We start from the raw sequence: 20,869 nt of genomic DNA, 5'->3' as shown, positions 1-20,869 counted from the left end.
GATATGTTGCAGTTCCTAAAAGATAACGCGCTCCTGGTTTTATTCACGCTGGTAGTTTTGTTATTGCCTTTGTTTTCGTCCAATGCGCTGGTTTATTGGCTAGCGGCCCCAATTGCAACGATATTGTGGATGGTCAATGCATTTCGTGCTCAACGTGCGCAAGAGTCAGCCTCGACAAATAGCAAGGAGCTAAGCGAAGCCGAATTGGTGCGTGCGATTGATGACTATTTATTACATCTGAAAGATTGTATTGACCAAGAAGCATCCTATTTCCGCGCGGAATTGGAACAGCTCAAATCCATGCTCGCCGATGCGGTGAGCACGATGTCCAACAGCTTCAATAGCTTGGCTAGTTTGACGTCCGGGCAGTCATCGATAGTATATTCGTTGGTAAGTGATCTGGAAGGAAGTACCGACAAAGGGCGTAGTAGTCTCAATTTCACGAGTTTTGCCCAGGAAACCGATAATGTCTTGCAGTTTTTTATCGACCATATTCTGCAAATCAGTAAGCAGAGCATGGAGATGGTTGCGGTTATCAATGACGTTGGCGGCCATATGGCTCATGTCGAGAAACTGTTGGGCGATGTGCAAAAAATTGCCGATCAAACCAATTTGTTGGCGCTGAATGCCGCCATCGAAGCAGCCAGGGCAGGAGAAGCCGGTCGAGGTTTCGCGGTGGTTGCGGGAGAAGTGCGGAATCTATCGAAAAATTCCGATAAGTTCAGTGAAGAAATTAAGCGCGTGGTAAAGGCTTCCAAGGATAATATCCACGAAGCGCAAACCATGATTGAAATAATGGCCTCCAAAGACATGAACGTGGCGATTAGTTCCAAGGCCAGTATCGACAAGATGATGGATGATATCGCCGTCATTAATGCCAATATCTCCAGCAATGTCGGCGAAATTTCCCAATTGACAAATAAAATTGAGTTCAGTGTCGGTAATGCCGTGCGAGGGCTGCAATTTGAGGATATGGCTCGGCAATTGATCGAATATTTACAGTTCAATTTACAGCATTTCGGCTCGCTATCCGACGAGGTAAGCATAGGGTTGGGTGTATTTAAAACGGGTAGCGATGCAAATTGGCGCGATCAATTACAGCAAGGTTCTGACCGTTTGAAAATCATGAAGCAGCAGTGGCAAGTCAGAAAATCGCATATTGTTTCGCAATCTTCCATGGACGAAGGCGATGTGGACCTGTTTTAACGTAAATGTATGGCAATGACATGATAATTTGTGAGGCTAGAGAATATGGGTATTGAGGCACGCGTTGATGCGGGAGTGCTGTCGATTAAAATAAGCGGCCGGTTCGATTTCGGTGTGCACAATGAGTTTCGCGAAGCAACCAAGCTGGTTGAAAATGGCGTAAAACTGATAGAGGTGGATTTGAACGGCACTGAATACTTAGATAGCTCTGCCCTTGGGATGCTGTTAGTTCTACGAGATAAGATGGCTGGCGATAAGTCGGCCATACGGATTAAAAATTCGCGTACCGAAGTGAAAAAAATTTTGGAAATCGCTAATTTTGATAAATTATTTACACTGTCCTGAGCAATCCCGCTTTTTTATATAATCTAATGGCGCGATCAAACCGGCAACGGGTTGCGTAGCCGCCAACACTCCATGAACCAACAGACTGACTTTTCCAGTTCCGATTTCATTAGAAATTTTTTCCAGCGATTTCTACCCAATTCCCAAGTTGTTTCCCTAGCCATAGTTTTGCTGGGCGGCTTTTTATTGATATACGGCTTGCTGGATTTGCTGATGCCGGTCTTCGTGGCGATTGTGTTGGCGTATCTATTGGAAGGGCTGGTGGTTAAAGCCGAACAGCGCCAATTGGGGCGTTTAGTTTCCGTGCATCTGGTGTTCTTTGCGTTTATGGCTGCGCTGGGCTTTGTGTTGTTCGTACTAGTGCCGATAGTGTCCGAGCAAACAGTGCAACTGGTGCAACACATTCCGGAAATTGTCTCCAGCACCCAAGCCGAAATTATGCGTTTCCCTGAGCGTCATCCCGAACTCATTTCGGAAGTTCGAATTCGGGAAATCATGTTTTCCATTCAGCAAGACTTGCTCAAGTATGGTCAGGATTTAATCTCCGGCTCTGCTCAATCGTTTGTAGGATTGGTGGCGGTGATTATTTATTTGTTTTTGGTGCCGTTGATGGTGTTTTTCTTTCTGAAGGATAAACAGGTTTTATTAGGTTGGTTTGTGCAGTTTCTGCCGAAGGATACCAGTCTCAGCTTGCGGGTCTGGCATGAGGTGGATAGGCAAATCGCCAATTACGTTAGAGGCAAATTTCTTGAAGTGTTTATCCTGTGGGCGATCAGTTACATAGTCTTCTGGTTGTTGGGCTTGAATTACGCGATGTTGCTTGCGGTACTGATGGGATTGTCCGTGATGATTCCTTATGTCGGCGCGACATTGGTGACTTTTCCGGTGTTGGCTGTGGCCTACGTTCAGTGGGGTGTGGGTGGCAACGATCACTTTATGTACGTATTTATCGCTTATTCGGTGATTCAGGCTCTGGACGGCGTGATATTGGTGCCGTTGCTGTTTTCTGAGGCCGTAAATTTGCACCCTATCGCCATTATTGTCGCCATTCTGTTTTTTGGCGGCTTGTGGGGGTTTTGGGGGGTGTTTTTTGCGATACCCTTGGCCACGCTGGTTAAAGCGGTGTTAATGGCGTGGCCAAAGGCTGAAATCAGTCAAGCATTAGTCTGATAGCTTTACAAATTGTCCGATGCAAAATCCGCCAGCCGCGAACGCTCGCCGCGCCGCAACGTAATATGGGCGCTATTCGGCCAGGATTTGAAACGATCAACCACATAGGTCAAACCGGAGCTGGTAGCGGTTAGATACGGCGTATCGATTTGTGCCAGATTGCCGATGCAGATAATTTTTGTACCCGGTCCTGCCCGGGTAATCAAAGTCTTCATCTGTTTAGGCGTCAGATTTTGCGCTTCGTCGATAATCAAATAGCGATTCAGAAAAGTCCGTCCGCGCATAAAGTTCAGCGAACGAATTTTTACCCGGTTCATCATCACGTTTTGCGAAGCGCCTTGCTCCCATTCGGTCGTGCCCGAGCGACTGCCCAGCAATTCCAGGTTGTCCATCAACGCCCCCATCCACGGCGCCATTTTTTCTTCTTCGGTGCCGGGTAAAAAACCAATGTCTTCACCAACCGGCATGGTCTCCCGCGTCATGATGATTTCCAGATAGAGTTTGCTTTCCAGCGTCAAAGACAGACCGGCCGCCAGTGCCAGCAAGGTTTTACCGGTGCCGGCCGAGCCAATCAGCGTGACGAAATCGACGTTGGGGTCGAGCAGGGCGTTCAGCGCAAAGTTTTGCTCGCGGTTTTTGGCGGAAATACCCCAGATGCTATTGTGTTTGGTGCGGTAATCACGGGCCAATTGCAATACTGCGGTGCCGCCTTCGCGGCTTTTCACGATGGCTTCGAAATTATCTTCGCCTTCCATATACAGATATTGGTTGGGATACCATTCGGCCACCAGTGGGCCGTTGACGCGGTAATAGGTGTTATTGTTTTCCTGCCACGATTCCATCTTGCCGCCGTGCTCTTCCCAGAAGTCGCTGTCCAGCGCCATCGTGCCGTTGTACAACAGATCTATGTCTTCGATGGTTTGATCGTTATGGTAATCCTCGGCATTGATTTGCAGCGCCGCCGCTTTGATGCGCATGTTGATGTCTTTGGAGACCAGGATTACATTCACATCCGGGTATTCCTTGCCCAGCGCCAGCACAATACTCAGGATGGAATTATCGGCAATTTGCCCGGGCAGGTCGGCGGGGAGTAGATGCGAGAATTGGCGGGTTTGAAAATACAGACGGCCATCGAATTCGCGTTCGCCGTTCAGTGAATGTTCAATGCGCGAAAGCGGCAAGCCGGCGTTGATAGTTTGTTGATCGGCATCGCGGATTAGTTCGTCTAAAAAGCGGCTGACCTGGCGGACGTTGCGCGATACATCGGATAAGCCTTTTTTGGCGTGATCCAATTCTTCCAGCACCACCATCGGAATGAAAACATTGTGTTCTTGAAAGCGAAAGATGGACGTTGGGTCGTGCATCAGTACGTTGGTGTCCAACACGAACAATTTTTTGCCGGCGGATTGAATATTCATATTATCCTTATAAAAAGCGTGGAAAGGTGGTTTCAACAGAAACCCGGTGCTGCGCTGAATGTATTTCTACTCTATCTGTGGAGTTATCGTCAACCGAGCTATCGCTTGAAGTGTGTGCGATAAGTGCCGGTGCCATGGACTTAAAGAGTAGTGCGATCTCTTCGTCAATTCCGGTTTTTATAAAAACACAAGCCTCAATAATCGACTACTCTCCAGATTCTCTATACTTAAGCCGTCGTCATTGGTTGTGTATAGTCGGTTACAATAGAGCACATATGTCGCGACAACTTAATTTGTATCGGTATTTTTAGGATAGCTATTTATGACATTCTCACCCTCAAGCCAGCCAGACTTGGATTGGAGCCAGATTAGGGAAACCATCAAACTGTTGACCGTCTCGGTTGCTCAGGTTGAAGGCAGTATGAAAGCCGGCGACGAGTCGGTCTCAGCCTTGGCCGACTCGTTTACCGGTATGGTTGAAGAGATGAAAAATATCCATGAGATACTGAGCGGTTTTCAGCAGAGCGAGAGCCGCGACCAAGCTTTGGCGCATTGCGAGGCGACCCAGCATAAAATCTATTCGGCGATTGTGGCGTTCCAGTTTTATGATCGCCTGCAGCAATGCTTGCAACACGTGTCTAACAATCTAAAAGGCTTGTCGATCATCATCGATACGCCGCACAGGTTATATAATCCTGCCGAATGGTATAAGTTTCAGGAAAGCATTCGTAACCAGTACACTATGGAATCTGAAAAAGTGATGTTTGATGCTATCCATCAGGGTAAAAGCGTCGATGAAGCGCTAGCCTTGTTTCAACAAGCGAATCAGCAAAGCGACGATGATGAAATCGAACTGTTTTAATTTTACTTGGCTACTTAAATCGTAAATGAAAAAAAAATCTCTGTTAATTTTGTGCCCTCTGTTACTGATATTAACGGCGTGTAGTAATCCAGGCTCAGAACCGCCGGTGGCGGGAAGTGTACCGGCCAAAAAAGCCCCGTCTAAAAAATCGGCGGCAAACAAAGTACCTGCGGCCACTGCAAAAAAACCGGCGTCTACCCCCGATACCGCGACCTATCCCATCGAAAGCGTTAGCAATAACTTTAAAGATGAACCGAATCTGCCGACCTTTCGCGCCGAGCCGTTGATGCCGCCGGCCGATATTCCGCCGCCTGCGCCAGCCAGTCCGGCTCTGACAGCACCCGCTCCCGCGGCGGTGGCTACGGCAACTGCGCCGGCACCGAGGTTTGTCATAGAAGACGCGCGCATCCCCAGCGGCACGCCGCCGGCGGTGGTGGCTTTAATTAGCGAGTCCGACCGCAGCCGCAACAGCGGCGATCTCGATGCGGCGGTGGTGGTGATGGAGCGCGCCTTACGTATCGATTCGCGCAATCCGACCCTGACCTATAAACTGGCGCAGCTCAGAATCAAGCAAAATAAACCGCAACTTGCCGAAGAGTTGGCCGGCAAGGCGGCTCTGCTGGCTGGTGGCGACCTCGATCTGAAACGCAAAAGCTGGTTGCTGATCGCCGAAGCCCGGCAAATGCAGCAAAATTCCCAAGGGGCCAGAGAAGCTAAAGCCAAAGCGGACAGCTTTTTCGGTCGCTAGTGGCTCAGAGTTCCAATCCGGCGCTGTCGAGCGCCGCCGCAAAATTGGCGGATATTTTCGGCGAAGGCGGCGCCTTAGCCGAGATTATCAACGGCTACTCGCCGCGCGCCGCGCAAATAGAGATGGCTGAGCAGATTGCTTATGCCATCGAGTCGCAGCAAAATCTGATTGCCGAGGCCGGGACCGGTACCGGAAAGACCTTTGCTTATCTGATTCCCGCGATTCTGTGCGGCAAGAAAGTCATCGTGTCCACCGGTACCAAAAATCTACAAGACCAGTTGTTCAACAAGGATTTGCCGGTGATACGCAAAGCCTTGAGCAAACGGCCATTCAAAGCCAGTTTGCTGAAGGGCCGCGCCAATTATTTATGCACCTATCGATTGGAACAGGCTTTGAATTCCGCGTTCGGTTACAGTCAGGAAGATGCGGCGGCCCTGGCACAGATCAAAGCCTGGTCGAAACGCACCAAGGCAGGCGACGTCTCTGAAGTAGCCGATGTGCACGACGGCGATCCGGTCTGGTTTCACGCGACTTCGACCACCGACAATTGTTTGGGTCAAAATTGCCCCGATTATGCCGACTGTTTTCTCACTAAAGCCCGCAAACAGGCTCAAGAGGCTGAAATCGTCGTCGTCAATCATCATCTCCTTTGCGCCGACTGGTCGATTCGCGAAACCGGTTTCGGCGAATTATTGCCCGATGCCGAAGTAGTCGTCATCGACGAAGCGCATCAACTGGCCGATACCGCCTCCAATTTTTTGGGGGTGACGATCAGCGGCAAGCAATTAGTCGATCTAGCCGACGACAGCCTGGCCGAGTATTTCACCGACGCCAAGGATATGCCGGACCTGCGCACAGCTTGCGAAGACTTACAGCACGAAGTGAAGGATTTGCGTTTGGCGTTTGGCCTGGAACTGCGCCGCGGCGACTGGCAAGACATCGAAACCAATCCCAAAATCGCCGGCGCGTTGGAATCCTTGCAAAAGCAACTGGCGCGCTTGACCGATCAATTGGAACGCGCCTCGGTGCGCAGCAAAGGTCTGGAATCCTGTTTCGACCGGGCCGAAGCGCTGGACGCGCAACTGGAAACGCTGATCAACGACAAGGATGGACAGTGGATTAAATGGTACGAAACCTACAGTAAGTCATTCACCCTCAGCCGTACGCCGTTGGACATCGCCAAGGAATTTCGCAGCTTCATGGCCCGGCATAAAGCCACCTGGATTTTTACCTCGGCAACCCTGAGCGTGGCCAACAATTTCGTGCATTTTTCCAAGAATCTGGGTTTGAGCGGAGCGCTCAGCCAGAGCTGGGAGAGTCCGTTCGATTACCCGAACCAGGCATTGTTTTATCATCCCAAAGGCTTGCCGCAGCCCAGCGATCCGGACTTTACCGACAAAATTGTCGAGTTCGCCTTGCCGGTGCTGGAAGCCAGCCGGGGCAGGGCGTTTTTCCTTTTCACCAGTCACCGGGCCTTGCAGCGGGCCGCGCAATTGCTGGAAGGTAAGCTCGATCATCCAATTCTGGTGCAAGGTACTCGTTCCAAGGGTGTGTTATTGGATCAATTTAAGGAATTGGGCAACGCGGTATTGTTGGCAACCGCCAGTTTCTGGGAAGGCGTAGACGTACGCGGCGACGCTTTGTCTTGCGTGATCATCGACAAACTGCCGTTCGCTTCGCCGGGCGATCCGGTGCTGAAAGCACGCATGAATGCGATGGAAAAGCAGGGCCGCAACCCATTTTTCGAGCATCAACTCCCCAGCGCCATCATTATGCTGCGCCAGGGAGTGGGCCGCTTGATTCGCGACGTCAACGACCGCGGTGTGCTGATGGTCTGCGACCCCAGATTATTGAAGCGCTCCTACGGCCAAATGTTTTTAGATAGCGTGCCGGCGATGAAGCGCAGCCGCGAGATCGAGGATGTGCGGCGGTTTTTTGCGTTGGATGAATCACATTGAACATTGCGTAGGCCGGAATAAGCGTTAGCGTTTCCGGCATCTTGTTGACAGAGGTACAGATTTGAAATTATTGGCAGTAGAAACCTCCACCGACGCCTGTTCGGCGGCTTTGTTTATCGATGGCGAGATTAGCGAAAAATTTGCCGTCGCGCCGCGCGAACATACCAAATTGATTTTACCGATGATCGACGAATTGATGGCCGATGCCCAGCTCAAACCGCAACAACTGGACGCTATCGGTTTGAGTCGCGGGCCCGGTTCGTTTACCGGTGTCAGAATTGCCGGCGGCGTGGTGCAGGGCATTGCGTATGGTGCCGATTTGCCGGTGGTGCCGGTTTCGACGTTGGCGGCAATCGCCCAAGATTTTTTTAATCGTCGCGCCGATGCTGAGCTGGGTTTTACGGCGATGGATGCACGGATGAACGAGATTTTTTGGGGTGTGTATCAACGTAACGAATTAGGTTTGGCGGAGTTATACGGCGCGGAAGCCGTGACGCCCGCCGGCGACGTGATATTTCCCGATCGCGCTGGCTTTGGCGTCGGTTCCGGTTGGGACGTTTATGCGGAGCAGTTGGGCCAACGTTTAGCCGAGCGTGTGCTGGGAGTTGAGGTCGAAGTCTGGCCGCGTGCCGGCTGTGTCGCGCAATTGGGTGCTTACGGTTTTGCCAATGGTTTGGCCGTGGCTGTCGAGCAAGCCATGCCGGTTTATCTGCGCGATAAAGTGGCAAAAAAACAATCGGAAAGATAAGTGAGCTAGCCTCTTTGACCCGCCGCTAAAACTGCGTCGCGACGTTTTTAAGTGCCTTCTAAGGTACAATAGCGTTTTACCTAAGCCGATATTTTTAGCCCATGGCGCAATATTTCGAAATTCATCCGAAAAACCCGCAGCCGCGCTTGATTCAACAAGCCGTTAATATTTTGCGGAACGGCGGGGTCATCGTTTATCCCACCGATGCTTCCTACGCACTGGGCTGCCAGATTGGCGATAAGGCGGCGATGGATCAAATTCGCAGCCTGCGCCGGCTGGATGATAATCATAACTTCACGCTGTTGTGTACCGACCTGTCGCAGGTTTCCAACTTTACCAAAATGGGCAACGAAGCGCATCGCTTGATCAAAAAGCTGACGCCCGGCCCATTTACGTTTTTACTGGATGCCACGCGAGAAGTGCCGCGCCGTTTGCAGCATCCGAAAAAGAAAACCATAGGCGTCAGGATCACTGATCATCCGGTGGCTCAAGCCTTGGTCGAGCAGCTTGGCGAACCGTTGTTGACATCCACCTTGATGATGCCCGGCGATAGCGAGCCTTTGGCCGATCCTTACGAGATCAGAAAAAGGCTGGAAAAAGACTTGGCCCTGGTGATAGATGTCGGGGTGATCGAATATCAACCCACTACCGTAATCGCTTGCGGCGACAAGTCGATTGACATTATTCGACAAGGTATCGGTATTGCGCCGATGTTGGAGTGAAACAGCCATGATGGACGAATTAACCCTGATACAAAGGATCGTAGTTTGGATTTTACCGGTGATTTTTGCGATTACCGGTCACGAGGTGGCGCACGGTTGGATTGCGAAGAAGTTGGGCGACAACACCGCTGCCGACCAAGGCCGCTTAACGCTGAATCCTCTCAAACATATTGATGTGTTGGGCACGCTGATTATTCCCGGTTTATTGTTGCTGACCTTTACCGGTTTTGTGTTCGGTTGGGCCAAGCCGGTACCGGTCGATCCTCGCGCGTTTAAAAAGCCGCGCCAAGCCATGGCGATCGTGGCGGTAGCCGGTCCTTTATCCAATTTGTTGATGGCGGCGGCCTGGGCTTTGCTGGCTAGAATCGGCGTGATGCTGGAAATCGAATATATCTCCTTCCCGTTGATCTACAGCGGTGTTGCGGGGATCAGCATCAATTTGGTTTTGGCTTTGATCAATCTTTTGCCTATTCCGCCGTTGGATGGCAGTCGGATTTTATCCGGATTGCTGCCGGAATATTGGGCTTGGCAGTACAATCGATTGGAACGGTTTGGTTTTATTTTTTTGTTGATATTACTTGCTACCGACGTGTTGCAATATTTGCTGGCTTATCCAATGTACTACGCCCAACAATTATTTTTTAGTTTGGCGGGCATGTAGTTTTGAACGAAGTAGCATTACCGGTTGAATCCGCGCTGCCGCCGCTGGCGCTGGTTCAAGGCCAGCCCTATCAGGATTTACCGGACGATCTCTACATTCCGCCGGATGCGCTGGAAGTCTTTCTGGACGCGTTCGAAGGACCGCTGGATTTGTTGTTGTATTTGATTCGTCGGCAGAATCTGGATATTCTCGACATCCCCATCGCCCAGATTACCAAGCAATATATTGCCTACATCGACATGATGGAAAATATGCGTCTGGAACTGGCCGCCGAATATCTGGTGATGGCCGCGCTGCTGGCGGAGATCAAATCGCGGATGCTGCTGCCCAGACAGCCGGAAAGCGAGGAAGAAGAGGAAGACCCCAGAGCGTTTTTGATCCGTAAATTACAGGAATACGAAGCGATCAAAAAAGTCGCCGAAGAAATCGACCTGCTGCCCAGAAACGAGCGCGATACCTTTGAATTCGCTGTCGACACCTCGACCGTGGATGTTAAGCAAATTCTGCCGGATGTGCAGCTCAACGAACTCCTGCTGGCCTTCCAGGATATATTGAAGCGTGCCGAGAGGCTTAGCCACCATCAAATAACCAAAGAACCCCTATCAGTCCGTGAACGAATGGCAGCCATTTTGGAAAAACTTAACGGAGCAAATCAGCTCTCTTTCGCAGCGTGTTTTACCCGAAGTGAAGGAAAAAACGGAGTGGTTGTCGCGTTTCTTGCCATCCTTGAACTCTCCAAGGAACGCATCATCGACATCTTCCAGCCCGAACCTTACGCCGGTATCCAAGTTAGAATCCGCGTCGATAGCGGCACCGGGGACTGATTCACAGTTAGCCGAAACCGTCGTCGATGATGTTATTCCCGCAGCCAAACCCAGAACGCCCCGCAAACCTCGCAGCAGGCCCGAGCCGGTCACGATATTCGTGCCGGTCAAGCGGCGCGCCGTGCGTTTTCCGGCTATCTGGGCTAGCGAGCCGCGCGTTGCGGTTTTACCAGCCATTGAGCCAAGCGAACCAGTCGCTGTGCCCAAGTTTCGGCGGAGAACGGCGCGCCTGCTGCCAGCTTGGCAGACTAGTTGGCAGCCAGTTGCGCCGGAGGCTACGGCCGTTAGCGAGGCTAGGCGCGCAACCCGCTTGCCGCAGCGCTGGTCTGAGATTATTCGCGCCAGCACTGTCGAACCCATCCTGGTTGAACGCCACCGATTACAGCCCGACATAATTAAAGAGTGCGACATGAACACCAAGCGCATTGTGGAAGCCATTTTGTTTGCCGCCAATCGGCCGATGACGATTAAGCAGATCCAGGAAACCTTTCCGGAACTGGAGCAACCCGATACTTTGTCGGTGCAAATGGCCCTGGATGAAATCGCCCGCGACTACGCCGACCGGCCGATTGGACTGCGGCAATTGGCCAGCGGCTACCGGTTTCAGGTGCGCGAAGGTCTGTCGCCTTACGTGACGCGCTTGTTCGAGGAAAAGCCCGCGCGTTATTCGCGCGCGTTGTTAGAGACCCTGGCCATCATCGCCTATCGCCAGCCGGTGACACGTGGTGAAATCGAGGATATTCGCGGCGTCAGCGTAAGCAGTTCCATCATTCAAACCCTGTTGGAGCGCGAGTGGATTCGCGTCATCGCCCATAAGGAAGTACCTGGCCGGCCGGCCTTGTTCGGCACCACCAAACAATTTTTGGATTATTTCAATTTAACTACATTGAGCGAATTACCGACGCTGGAAGAAATCGTCAATTTCGATTTCGGCAATTCGCCTCAACCGCAACCTGAGCAGGACCACAGTGAAAGACCGCAAACCGCCGAGATCGAACAACCCGTCAGCCCCGCAGGACAAACGGGCCCAGAAACCGCAGTCTCGGAAACCGAGTTCGACGCCCAAACCGAAGCCGGCCTCGGCGCCGAAAACCTCACCCTCCACTAAAGCCGCGCCTGCCGGCGGCGAGCGCATCCAGAAACTCCTGGCTCGAGCCGGCGTTGGGTCGCGCAGAGAAATCGAGCGCTGGATTGAAGAAGGCAAACTCACCGTCAACGGTAACCCGGTGCAACCGGGCTATCACTTAAAGCCCGACGACCATCTGCAAATCAATGGTCGTGTCGTCAAATGGGAAAAATACGCCGAGCAACCGACCCGGGTGCTGGTGTACCACAAACCGGTCGGCGAACTGGTCACCCGCCGTGACCCTGAAGGCCGTCCGGTAATATTTACCCAACTGCCGCGCCTGCAAGTCGGTCGCTGGATCGCCGTCGGTCGCCTGGACATCAATACTTCCGGCTTGATTTTAGTCACCAATAACGGCGAACTAGCCAACCGTTTGATGCACCCGTCGCGCGAAGTCGAACGTGAATACGCGGTGCGGATCTTGGGCGAAGTGGACGATGCCATGCTGGCGCGCCTGAAACAAGGCGTGGAACTGGAGGACGGTCCGGCGCATTTCGAAGACGTCAGCTTTTACGCTGGTGAAGGTGCCAACAAATGGTTCTATGCCACGGTGAAGCAGGGGCGTAACCGTTTGGTGCGGCGTTTATGGGAATCTCAAGGCGTTAAAGTTAGCCGCTTGATTCGGGTCCGTTACGGCGATGTGAGTTTACCGGAGCGGGTTAGGGCGCATTCGTTTTATGAGTTGGAGGCTAAGGAATTGCAAGGGTTGATGGAGTTTGTGGGGTTGTAATCGGTTCGTTTTATTCATTTTTGGAGTTTCCATAAACACGAGTCTTTGTCTTTGAATCACATAAAGACGTTACATTCACTATTAGAGGTTCTATGTCAGCTCGCAGTGATTTAACAGGTTTTGCGGCGCTGCTTGGGGAAAGCTTTTCCTCACGGATAGACCTGCTTACGAAAGTACTCCTGGATGCACATTACCCATCTCTCGTAGCCTATAAAGAACGGCTTTTAGCTGAGACCATTCGCAACTATTTGCCGCGATCAGTGGAGGTTGGTACCGGTTTTGTATTGTTTCCGCATGAGGATATTTCACCACCAGGCGGACATTTAAACCACGATCCTTTGAATCAAAGCGCATTCACTGTCTCCAAAACAATGTGACATTCTTGTGTTTGATTCCAATAGTTATCCGCCAGTTTTTCGCGACGGTGATTTTGTGGTTCTTCGTCCAGAATCTGTAAAAGCGGTTATAGGGATGCCGCTTGTTTCCTGCGTTCCTCGCTTTTGCTAGGGGTTGCCGAAAGGGGCTTCCTGCCCCTTCGGCAACGTGCGGCATCCATGCCGCACCCCTGCGGGCTATTCCTATCAAAAGCTGCGGTACTCGGCGCGGCATACGGGACAAACCGTCCGCAAATTTATATTGCGTAGGCTGGGTAGGAGCGATAGCGGAAACCCAGCTTGAACGTCTTTGACCCACCCAAGAACGGCATTTTAGGGCTCGTGACTTGCCGATCAAGACAGGAAAGATTTCAGTTTATCCGTGAAGCTGTGCCAGCCTTCTTCTAATTTTGCGGCGGATTCTTTCCAACCGGTTTCAAAGTTTTCTTTGACATCGTCCCAGGTTTCGTCGGCGACGGCAGCGATTTCTGCGGCTTTGGCCTTGGCTTGTTCCAATTTCGGCTCCAGGTCGGCGATGGCCGCGCGAGCTTCCTCCAGCGCCTCGTGGGATTCGTCTAGTGCTGTTTGCTTGAGCGCTTCTAATTTCACTTGCTGTTCGTCAATTGAAGCATTAACTTTGGCTAGCAGTTCATCTTTGGTCATGACACTGTACTCCCGCTTGGAGATGGGTTGAATGAACTGGCAGTCTAGCAAACTTGTGTTACCGGATGTCGATCTTCGCGGGTTTTTGCAATTTAGCGATTCAATGAAAATCCCTGGATTGACTTACCAAGTCGCCGATCCAGCTACTCCAATCCTCCAACTTCCCGGCGACCAGATGTAACACACCGTCTTCTTGCTGGATGGTCCCGGTTACCGATAGCAGGCGGGCTTTCAGTAAAGGTTTGCGTTGTGCCAGAGCGGTGGCGGGCCAGACCACCAGATTGACTTGGCCGGTTTCGTCTTCCAGGGTGACAAAGGTCACGCCGGCAGCGGTCATCGGCCGTTGCCGACAGATTACTAAGCCGGCGACCTGGGCGATGCTGCCGTTGCGTCGTTGCCATAAGGACGCGGCGGTGGTGACGCCGCGGCGGCGCAAACGTTCGCGCAACAGGCCTAGCGGATGCTCGCGGAGGCTGAGCCGGGTGCTGGCATAGTCCGCCAATACCTCCTGGCCCGGCTTGGGGGCTTTTAATAGCGGAGTGGCTTCGGCGATGACCGGTACGCCAAATGCTGGGGTGGCTGCTTCCACGCCGCTGGCCGCCCAAAAGGCGCGATGTCGGTTGCCGGCCAGGGTTTTCAAAGCATCGGCCGCCGCCAAGCATTCCAAATCTTGCCGATCCAGACCGGCACGCGCGGCGAGATCGGTAACATTGGCAAATGTTTGTCGGCCTCGGGCCTGGATAATCTTTGCCGCCGCGATTGCCGATAAACCCTTGACTTGATTAAATCCCAAGCGTAAGGCCGGCGCGGCGTTGGCGGGAAACTCCAATGAACATTGGCTTTGACTGGCTTGCACATCCACCGGTCTGACTTCCACTCCATGGCGGCGGGCGTCTTGCACCAATTGCGACGGCCCGTAAAAGCCCATCGGTTGGCTATTTAACAAGGCGCAACAAAACGCCGCCGGATGATGGTGTTTCAACCAAGCAGAGACGTAAGCCAGCAAGGCAAAGCTGGCGGAATGCGACTCCGGGAAACCGTAATCCCCAAAGCCTTTGATCTGTTGAAAAATCCGCTGGGCGAATTCGGCGCTGTAGCCGCGCGCCCGCATGCCGTCCAGCAGTTTGCGTTCGAACGGTTCCAGCCCGCCCTTACGCTTCCAGGCTGCCATGGCTCGGCGCAGTTGGTCGGCTTCGTCGGCAGTAAAACCGGCGGCGACCATAGATAATTGCATGACTTGTTCCTGAAAAATCGGGATGCCCAAGGTGCGCTCCAGTACGGCTTTAACTTCCGGGCTGGGATAATCGACCGGTTCCAGGCCCTTGCGCCTCGCCAGATACGGATGCACCATCTCGCCTTGAATCGGGCCGGGGCGGACGATGGCGATTTCGATGACCAGATCGTAATAGTTTTGCGGCTTCAGGCGCGGCAGCATGGTCATCTGCGCCCGCGACTCGACTTGGAACACGCCGATGCTGTCGGCTTGTTGCAGCATTTGGTAAACCGCCGGGTCCTCAGCGGGAATATCGGCCAGGGTCCAGGCGATGTTAGGTGAGCCTGTTTCTTCGGTAGGGGTGATAAAAGTCGAAACAGTCCCTTCTCCCTCCGGGAGAAGGTTAGGATGAGGGCGGTGGTTATGATTTGAATATCCCCTCACCCCAGCCCTCTCCCGGCGGGAGAGGGAGTTTTTGCAATTCTCTTCAACAAAGGGATATTGGTGCTGGGGCGGCCGGCAATATTGACCAAGATATTCCAAGGCCTTACGAATCGCACTGAGCATGCCCAGTGCCAGCACGTCGATCTTCAACAAGCCCATCGCTTCCAGGTCGTCTTTTTCCCATTGAATCACGGTGCGGTCGGTCATCGCGGCATTTTCTACCGGCACCAGGCGTGAGAGCTCGTCGCGAGCGATCACGAAGCCGCCGACGTGTTGCGACAGATGGCGCGGAAAGCCCTTGATTGCCTGAACCAGCACGGCCAAGCGTTGTACGGTGGGGCTTTCCGGGTCGAAGCCGCATTCTTTCAGCGATTCCGGCATTAGCTTATAGCCATCCCATCGATCCACGCTGTCGGCCAGGCGTTCGACTTGCGCCAGGTTCAAGCCCAAGGCTTTCCCGACATCGCGTACCGCGCTGCGGGTGCGGTAAGTAATCACCGTAGCGGCCAAAGCCGCTCGGTGCCGGCCGTATTTTTGGTAGATGTATTGAATGACTTGTTCGCGGCGCTCGTGTTCGAAATCCACATCGATGTCCGGCGGTTCGTTGCGCTCGCGGGATAAGAAGCGCTCGAACAATAGATTCATCCGGCCCGGATCGACTTCGGTAATCCCTAGGCAAAAACACACCGCCGAATTAGCCGCCGAGCCGCGGCCTTGGCAGAGGATGCCTTGTTCCCGCGCGTATCTGACAATGTCGTGTACAGTCAGAAAATACGGCTCGTAAGCCAAGTCGGCGATCAGAGCCAGCTCGTGTTCGATTTGTTGGCGGACTTTTGCCGGCTCGCCATGCGACCAGCGTTTGCGAACGCCGGCTTCAGTCAAATGCCGCAGCCAGGACGTGGGCGTATGCCCATCCGGCACCAGTTCTTGCGGATACTCGTAACGCAATTCGTCCAGCGAGAATTGGCAGCGTTCGGCAATGATTAACGATTGTTGCAACCATGCCGCTGGATAAAGCTCGGCCAGCCGGGGCAGGGGGCGTAGGTGACGTTCGCCACTGGCAAACAAAGCATAGCCCAGTTGCGATAAGGGTTGACTGAGGCGAATTGCGGTCAGTGTATCTTGCAAAGCCCGGCGCGAGCGGTGGTGCATGTGCACATCGTTGCAAGCGACAATTGGAATAGCCAATTGCCGGGCTATGTTTTGGGCTTGTTGGAAATGGCTTTCATCGCAGCCTGATAAAAATCTGCCGATACCCAGCCAAAGATCGTCGGCAAACAGCTTTTTCAACCAGCGGCCATCGTCTGCCAGGAATTGGTCGTTGGCTAACCAGATGGCCAGACAGCCTTGCGGAAAATGCTTGGTTAAATCGGGTCTAGTCAGCCGATAGCTGCCCTTTTCGGCTTGGCGGCGGGCCAGGGTAATCAAGGCGGACAGGTTGCCGTAGCTGCTTCTATCGGTTGCCAGCAAGACCAGTTTCAGACCGCCTTCCAAGACAAACTCGCTGCCGATGATCAAATTGATATTGTGTTTCTTAGCTGCCAGATGCGCTCTTACCACGCCCGCCAGTGAGCATTCGTCGGTCAGCGCCAGTGCCTGGTAACCCAGGCTGGCTGCTTCCTCGACCAGTTCTTCAGGATGCGAGGCGCCGCGCAGAAAGCTGAAGTTGGACAGGCAGTGCAATTCCGCAAAACCGAGGTTTGGCGCGCGGGCCTCATCCGAACAGGCCATGGATAAACCACTGTTGTCTGGCGGTTAAATCGCGATATACCCACAGCTTACGACCGCGTTTATCTTGGGCGATGTGATAGTCGCGGCGGATCGGCAGGTCGTCCCACCAGCCGGACTCGATGCGTTCCGGCGAGGATAGCAGGCTAAGGCCGCTTAGCCGCACCGGTTCGGGATTAGTCAGCAGCCACAAAGGTCGAGGCGCTAAATCGGGATTTGCGGTCAGCCGGTTTGGCATGTCGGTCATGGCGCGTTCCGGGCGATGGTCGGCTTGCATACCTGGAAATGTCAAGGCGTGATGGCCCAGTCTGGCCTGCAACTGATCCAAAACCGCTTGCCATTCGGCTTCGCTGCCTGGGGTTTCGTGGTCGTCGAACAGGCTAAAGCGTTCCGGCTGAAACGGCGCTATGGCTTCGCTCTGCAAAGTAACGGCCAGCACCGGCGCGGGTAACGGCGAGCGTTCCAGTTTTTCGTACAGCAAGCCGCACCAGTGTTTAGGGTCGCGACTGCCCGCGCGAAAATCCAATGTTAAGCGAGTGGCGGGACGGTCGTAATGGTGCAGTTCCAGGGTGATGCCTAGTGTTGTGGCGTCGCGGTTTTTTAGAAATGCGGCAAATTCGCCGGCCAGCTGTTCGACAGCCGGAAAGAAATGCTCGATACGTTCCAACTCGATCGGCATCTCTCTGCTGGCCTGGAAGTGGGGTGGACGATGGAAAGCTTGTAAAACTTGAGTTTGTTGGCCGGCGAGTCTATCCAGTTGTTGCAATAACACGGCGCCATAGCGCTTTGCCAGGCCGTCGCGCGGCAGTCGCCACAAGTCGGTGAGTTGGCGAATACCCGTGCGGAATAGCCGGTGTAAGATTTTATCGTCCAGCGCCAGGGCGGCGACGGGCAGCGGACCTAATGCCGAGCGCAAAGCCTGGCGATCTGTGACAATGGTTTCCAGGCTTAGTCTTGCCAGTAAGACGCTAGCTGTTGGGGACGGGCTAATGGCGATTAGCGGACGATGCCTAGCGGTTTGCAATGCCGTTCTTAGTTTATCTTGTAAGCGCTCTACGCCGCCGAACAGGGTCAGACAGGAACGAATTTCCAGTAGCAGGCAGTTTGGCTGATCCAGGCTGACCCAGGGGCTGAAATCCAGCGCAATTTCGGCGAGTTGTTGTAATGCCTGGCGTTCGGCGAACGGATCGCGGTTCCGAATGCTCAAGCCGGGACACAGGGCTAAAGCGGCAGCGGGGGCCATGCCTGGTTCGACGCCGGCTTGCCGGGCTGCTTCCGAGACCGCATATAAACGAGTTTGGCCTTTGCTCTGCGCCGAACAGGTGACGGCCTGATCTAAATCCAGATGCAGTGCGGCCAAAGCCAAGTCGGGAAAATACGCACACAACCAAATTTGGTTATTGGCTGCGTTGGGTTTGGCAATGGCATCGACCCGGTGCGCCGGGGTTGGCGATAGTGCTTTGGCGGTTGCAGCCATCGTTTTCTTATAGCGGCAAGATTAATGACGCGCGTTGCAAACTGCCGCGCGCCTTCAAAATGTGCAAGGCCAGGCCGGTCTCCGCCGGCTTGACTTCCAGACGTAATGCCGTATACCCGCTGCCGCTACGTTGCTTTGGAAACAGTACTGCCAACGCGGAGCCGGCTTCGGCGGCCAATTGTAAGCGGCGGATTTGATGATCGCTGAGCCGGCGCGGCCAGGCCAAGGTCATGCCGCAGCGGCGGCTGCGCAGCAGTTTTTCCAGACTCCAGGGAATATCCGACTCTTGCCGACAATCCACTACCAGAACATAAGTTAAATCAATGCCGGCCTGCGCCAATGCCGGTGCGTAAGCTTGCTGCGGCGGGGCGATCCAGGCTATCCAGCGTTTGCTTTGCGTCATGCCGGCCATGGCCGGCAGCAGCAGGCTTAATTCGCCGATGCCTAAGCAGGGCGATAGAATTTCCAACACGCCGCCTAAGGGCCAGCCACCACCTGGTAGCAAGGCATCAAGCTCGGCAAAGCCGGAAGGAATGACCGGCCAAGCTTGGTTTTCCGAACGCAAGCCGCGCCAGACGCCGGTTTGCGAGCGCAAGAGCTGGTCTATGGCACTTGCATTCATAGCCCGCTGCGAATCACGCCGACCACCACGCCTTCGATCACCAAAGGCTCGCGTTGCAAATTCACTACGATTACCGTGAAATCCGGATTGGCCGGTTCCAGATAAGCTATGTGGGCATGGGTGTCCAGGCGTAGCCGTTTCACCGTGGCTTCGTCGTGAATCCGAGCCACGACGATCTGGCCGTTGCGGGCTTCCGGCGTGCGTTGCACAGCCAGCAGATCGCCATCCAAAATGCCGGCATCGCGCATGCTCATGCCTTGTACCCGCAACAGATAGTCGGCGCGGTTATCGAATAACTCCGGTCCCAGCCGACAATAACGTTCGATATGTTCTTCGGCCAGAATCGGCTGGCCCCCCGCCACTCGTCCGACCAGTGGCAAGCCTTGGTCGGGATCGATTGTCGGTTTGAGTAGGCGGATACCGCGCGATGCGGCCGGCACCAGTTCGATGGCGCCCTTACGCGCCAAAGCCTGCAAGTGGCCGCGAATACTGTTGGTGGAGCGCACACCAAAGGCAGCGGCGATTTCGGCGATAGTCGGCGGAAAGCCGTCCAGCAGCAAACTGCGCTCGATGAAGTTCAGGATTTCTTGTTGGCGGTCGGTAAGTGGTTTCATGCTGTTTATATAGTTACTGCTTTTATGGGCAGTATAGTGCTGTTGGTCGGATTGACGCAAGCGGTCAGAACGGAAAGAGACTCCCGCTTGCTTGGCAGCGGCGGCTGAGATAGGTTGGATTATGAAGGGATGTTAATTAGCTGAAGATATGCTCAAGCATTGGCCTAACAAGCGCTTACTTGGTACAGACCGGCAGAGCCCAAGAGTGCAGACCAAGGGCGAGTTATGGCAGGTGAAAAGGGATAGGCCGCCGGTCTCTAGCTGTTGGCGGATGGGGCGGTTAATCGGGATAAAGCTTAAGCAAGCTTCAATCCGGTTCCAACACCCGAAACAACATTTCCTTAACGGTCTGCGGGTCGAAAGGTTTGTCGCAAATCGCCGAGACCCCGGCTTTGTGGACATTGCTGAGGCGGGTTTCGTTTTCTTCGCTGGTCACCATCAAGATCGGTATGATGGAATTGCCTAAATCCTGGCGGATGGTTTTTATCAACTGCTGGCCGTCCATCACCGGCATATTGTAATCTGTGACGATCAGGTCGAAGGCGTTTTGGTCACGAGCGAATACATCAACGCCTTCCTTGCCGTCCTGAGCCTGGGTGATTTTGACGATGCCCATATTGTTCAACACCCGGCTGATATGCTTGCGGGCCAGCGGACTGTCGTCAACCACCAAGACCCGCACGTTTTCGATGTCGTAATGTTCCAGGCTGATCTCTTGCGGATCGATGAACTCGATAGTGGCCCGTAAGGCGTTTTTTAAATCATCGTGCGCAAACGGCTTAGGCAAAATCGCTACTACGCCGGCTTGGCGGATGGTGTCGAGAACCGCGAAACTCGATTCGCTGGAAATCAGCATGAAGGGGACATGGCTCAAAGCCTCGTCGCCGCGCAGATGCTCGACCAGTTCGGTAGCCATCATATCCGGCAGATACAGGCTGCTGATAATCAAATCCGGGCGATGATTATGCAAGCTTTCTAGTGCAGTTGCCGCATTGGCAACGCCTTCGATTTTGGCAATTCCTTCGTCACGTAAGTGCTGCATGATGACTTTTAATTGCGTGGCTGAAGGTTCAATCAGCAAAATCGATAAGTCGGCAATATCTATGGCATGCATAATCGTCTGGCCTGGTTAATGTTGATCGAAATTGCATCCTGCATGCGCTGGCTGGAAAAAAAATCCCCAAGGGTAGCCGGCGAGATTAAAATTGCGCGTTGG

At 53.4% G+C, this 20,869-nt stretch carries 20 protein-coding genes; 13 read left to right on the top strand and 7 right to left on the bottom strand.

The window, feature by feature from the left end; genetic code table 11:
• The first annotated feature begins 3 nt into the window (after positions 1-3).
• From G006_RS0106410 to G006_RS0106400, 3 genes are all read left to right on the top strand, one after another.
• A complete protein-coding gene (locus G006_RS0106410; protein ID WP_020482352.1) occupies positions 4-1,206 on the top strand; it encodes a methyl-accepting chemotaxis protein in 1,203 nt (400 codons plus the stop codon).
• 45 nt (positions 1,207-1,251) lie between these two features.
• Positions 1,252-1,551 (top strand): STAS domain-containing protein, encoded by a 300-nt coding sequence (locus G006_RS0106405; RefSeq protein ID WP_020482351.1) that lies wholly within the window; start codon positions 1,252-1,254, stop codon positions 1,549-1,551.
• Positions 1,552-1,623: 72 nt separating this feature from the next.
• On the top strand, positions 1,624-2,721 hold the full coding sequence (locus G006_RS0106400) for an AI-2E family transporter (protein WP_020482350.1): 1,098 nt from the start codon (positions 1,624-1,626) through the stop codon (positions 2,719-2,721).
• Positions 2,722-2,726: 5 nt separating this feature from the next.
• Here the strand turns inward: G006_RS0106400 and G006_RS0106395 are convergent, their stop codons facing one another.
• The gene (locus tag G006_RS0106395) at positions 2,727-4,139 is read right to left on the bottom strand and encodes a PhoH family protein (RefSeq protein WP_020482349.1); all 1,413 of its coding nucleotides are present in this window, start codon (positions 4,137-4,139) and stop codon (positions 2,727-2,729) included.
• Between the two features lie 322 nt (positions 4,140-4,461).
• Here G006_RS0106395 and G006_RS0106390 point away from each other — a divergent pair, with 322 nt between their 5' ends.
• From G006_RS0106390 to G006_RS28230, 10 genes are all read left to right on the top strand, one after another.
• A complete protein-coding gene (locus G006_RS0106390; protein ID WP_026146890.1) occupies positions 4,462-5,001 on the top strand; it encodes a hypothetical protein in 540 nt (179 codons plus the stop codon).
• 25 nt (positions 5,002-5,026) lie between these two features.
• Entirely contained in the window at positions 5,027-5,749 is a 723-nt protein-coding gene (locus G006_RS0106385) for a tetratricopeptide repeat protein (RefSeq protein WP_020482347.1), read from the top strand.
• A complete protein-coding gene (locus G006_RS0106380; protein WP_020482346.1) occupies positions 5,749-7,707 on the top strand; it encodes an ATP-dependent DNA helicase in 1,959 nt (652 codons plus the stop codon). The genes G006_RS0106385 and G006_RS0106380 overlap by 1 nt, the downstream gene beginning before the upstream one ends.
• 61 nt (positions 7,708-7,768) lie before the next feature.
• Positions 7,769-8,455, top strand: coding sequence for a tRNA (adenosine(37)-N6)-threonylcarbamoyltransferase complex dimerization subunit type 1 TsaB (tsaB, locus tag G006_RS0106375; RefSeq protein ID WP_020482345.1), 687 nt, complete (start codon positions 7,769-7,771; stop codon positions 8,453-8,455).
• 101 nt (positions 8,456-8,556) lie between these two features.
• Positions 8,557-9,177, top strand: coding sequence for an L-threonylcarbamoyladenylate synthase (locus G006_RS0106370; RefSeq protein WP_020482344.1), 621 nt, complete (start codon positions 8,557-8,559; stop codon positions 9,175-9,177).
• A 7-nt stretch (positions 9,178-9,184) separates the two neighbouring features.
• Positions 9,185-9,838, top strand: a complete 654-nt coding sequence (locus G006_RS0106365) for a site-2 protease family protein (protein WP_020482343.1) — start codon at positions 9,185-9,187, stop codon at positions 9,836-9,838.
• A 2-nt stretch (positions 9,839-9,840) separates the two neighbouring features.
• Positions 9,841-10,662 carry a segregation and condensation protein A gene (locus G006_RS0106360; protein WP_020482342.1) on the top strand — a complete coding sequence of 274 codons (822 nt, stop codon included), beginning with the start codon at positions 9,841-9,843 and terminating at the stop codon, positions 10,660-10,662.
• A gap of 409 nt (positions 10,663-11,071) precedes the next feature.
• Positions 11,072-11,770, top strand: a complete 699-nt coding sequence (scpB, locus tag G006_RS29075) for an SMC-Scp complex subunit ScpB (RefSeq protein WP_051067705.1) — start codon at positions 11,072-11,074, stop codon at positions 11,768-11,770.
• 25 nt (positions 11,771-11,795) lie between these two features.
• Entirely contained in the window at positions 11,796-12,518 is a 723-nt protein-coding gene (gene rluB, locus G006_RS0106350) for a 23S rRNA pseudouridine(2605) synthase RluB (RefSeq protein WP_081607954.1), read from the top strand.
• 92 nt (positions 12,519-12,610) lie between these two features.
• Positions 12,611-12,895 carry a hypothetical protein gene (locus G006_RS28230; protein WP_152428814.1) on the top strand — a complete coding sequence of 95 codons (285 nt, stop codon included), beginning with the start codon at positions 12,611-12,613 and terminating at the stop codon, positions 12,893-12,895.
• A 351-nt stretch (positions 12,896-13,246) separates the two neighbouring features.
• On the opposite strand, the gene G006_RS0106345 is transcribed toward G006_RS28230, so the two are convergent.
• From G006_RS0106345 to G006_RS0106320, 6 genes are all read right to left on the bottom strand, one after another.
• Positions 13,247-13,555 (bottom strand): hypothetical protein, encoded by a 309-nt coding sequence (locus G006_RS0106345; RefSeq protein ID WP_020482339.1) that lies wholly within the window; start codon positions 13,553-13,555, stop codon positions 13,247-13,249.
• 100 nt (positions 13,556-13,655) lie between these two features.
• Positions 13,656-16,943: an error-prone DNA polymerase gene (locus G006_RS0106340; RefSeq protein WP_020482338.1), complete on the bottom strand. Its 3,288-nt coding sequence runs from the start codon at positions 16,941-16,943 to the stop codon at positions 13,656-13,658.
• Positions 16,927-18,417: a Y-family DNA polymerase gene (locus G006_RS0106335; protein WP_020482337.1), complete on the bottom strand. Its 1,491-nt coding sequence runs from the start codon at positions 18,415-18,417 to the stop codon at positions 16,927-16,929. Before G006_RS0106335 ends, G006_RS0106340 begins: the two co-directional genes overlap by 17 nt.
• A 7-nt stretch (positions 18,418-18,424) precedes the next feature.
• Complete coding sequence (gene imuA / locus G006_RS0106330; protein ID WP_020482336.1) at positions 18,425-19,039, bottom strand: translesion DNA synthesis-associated protein ImuA; 615 nt, start codon at positions 19,037-19,039, stop codon at positions 18,425-18,427.
• The gene (lexA, locus tag G006_RS0106325; protein ID WP_020482335.1) at positions 19,036-19,653 is read right to left on the bottom strand and encodes a transcriptional repressor LexA; all 618 of its coding nucleotides are present in this window, start codon (positions 19,651-19,653) and stop codon (positions 19,036-19,038) included. The genes imuA and lexA overlap by 4 nt, the downstream gene beginning before the upstream one ends.
• 307 nt (positions 19,654-19,960) lie before the next feature.
• Positions 19,961-20,767 carry a response regulator gene (locus tag G006_RS0106320; protein ID WP_020482334.1) on the bottom strand — a complete coding sequence of 269 codons (807 nt, stop codon included), beginning with the start codon at positions 20,765-20,767 and terminating at the stop codon, positions 19,961-19,963.
• Positions 20,768-20,869: the final 102 nt, after the last annotated feature.

Origin of the sequence: Methylomonas sp. MK1, assembly GCF_000365425.1 — a bacterium.
In the GTDB taxonomy this organism is placed as follows: Bacteria; Pseudomonadota; Gammaproteobacteria; order Methylococcales; family Methylomonadaceae; genus Methylomonas.
Note: the sequence above shows the minus strand (reverse complement) of the source record. Positions and strands in the feature narration are given on the sequence as shown.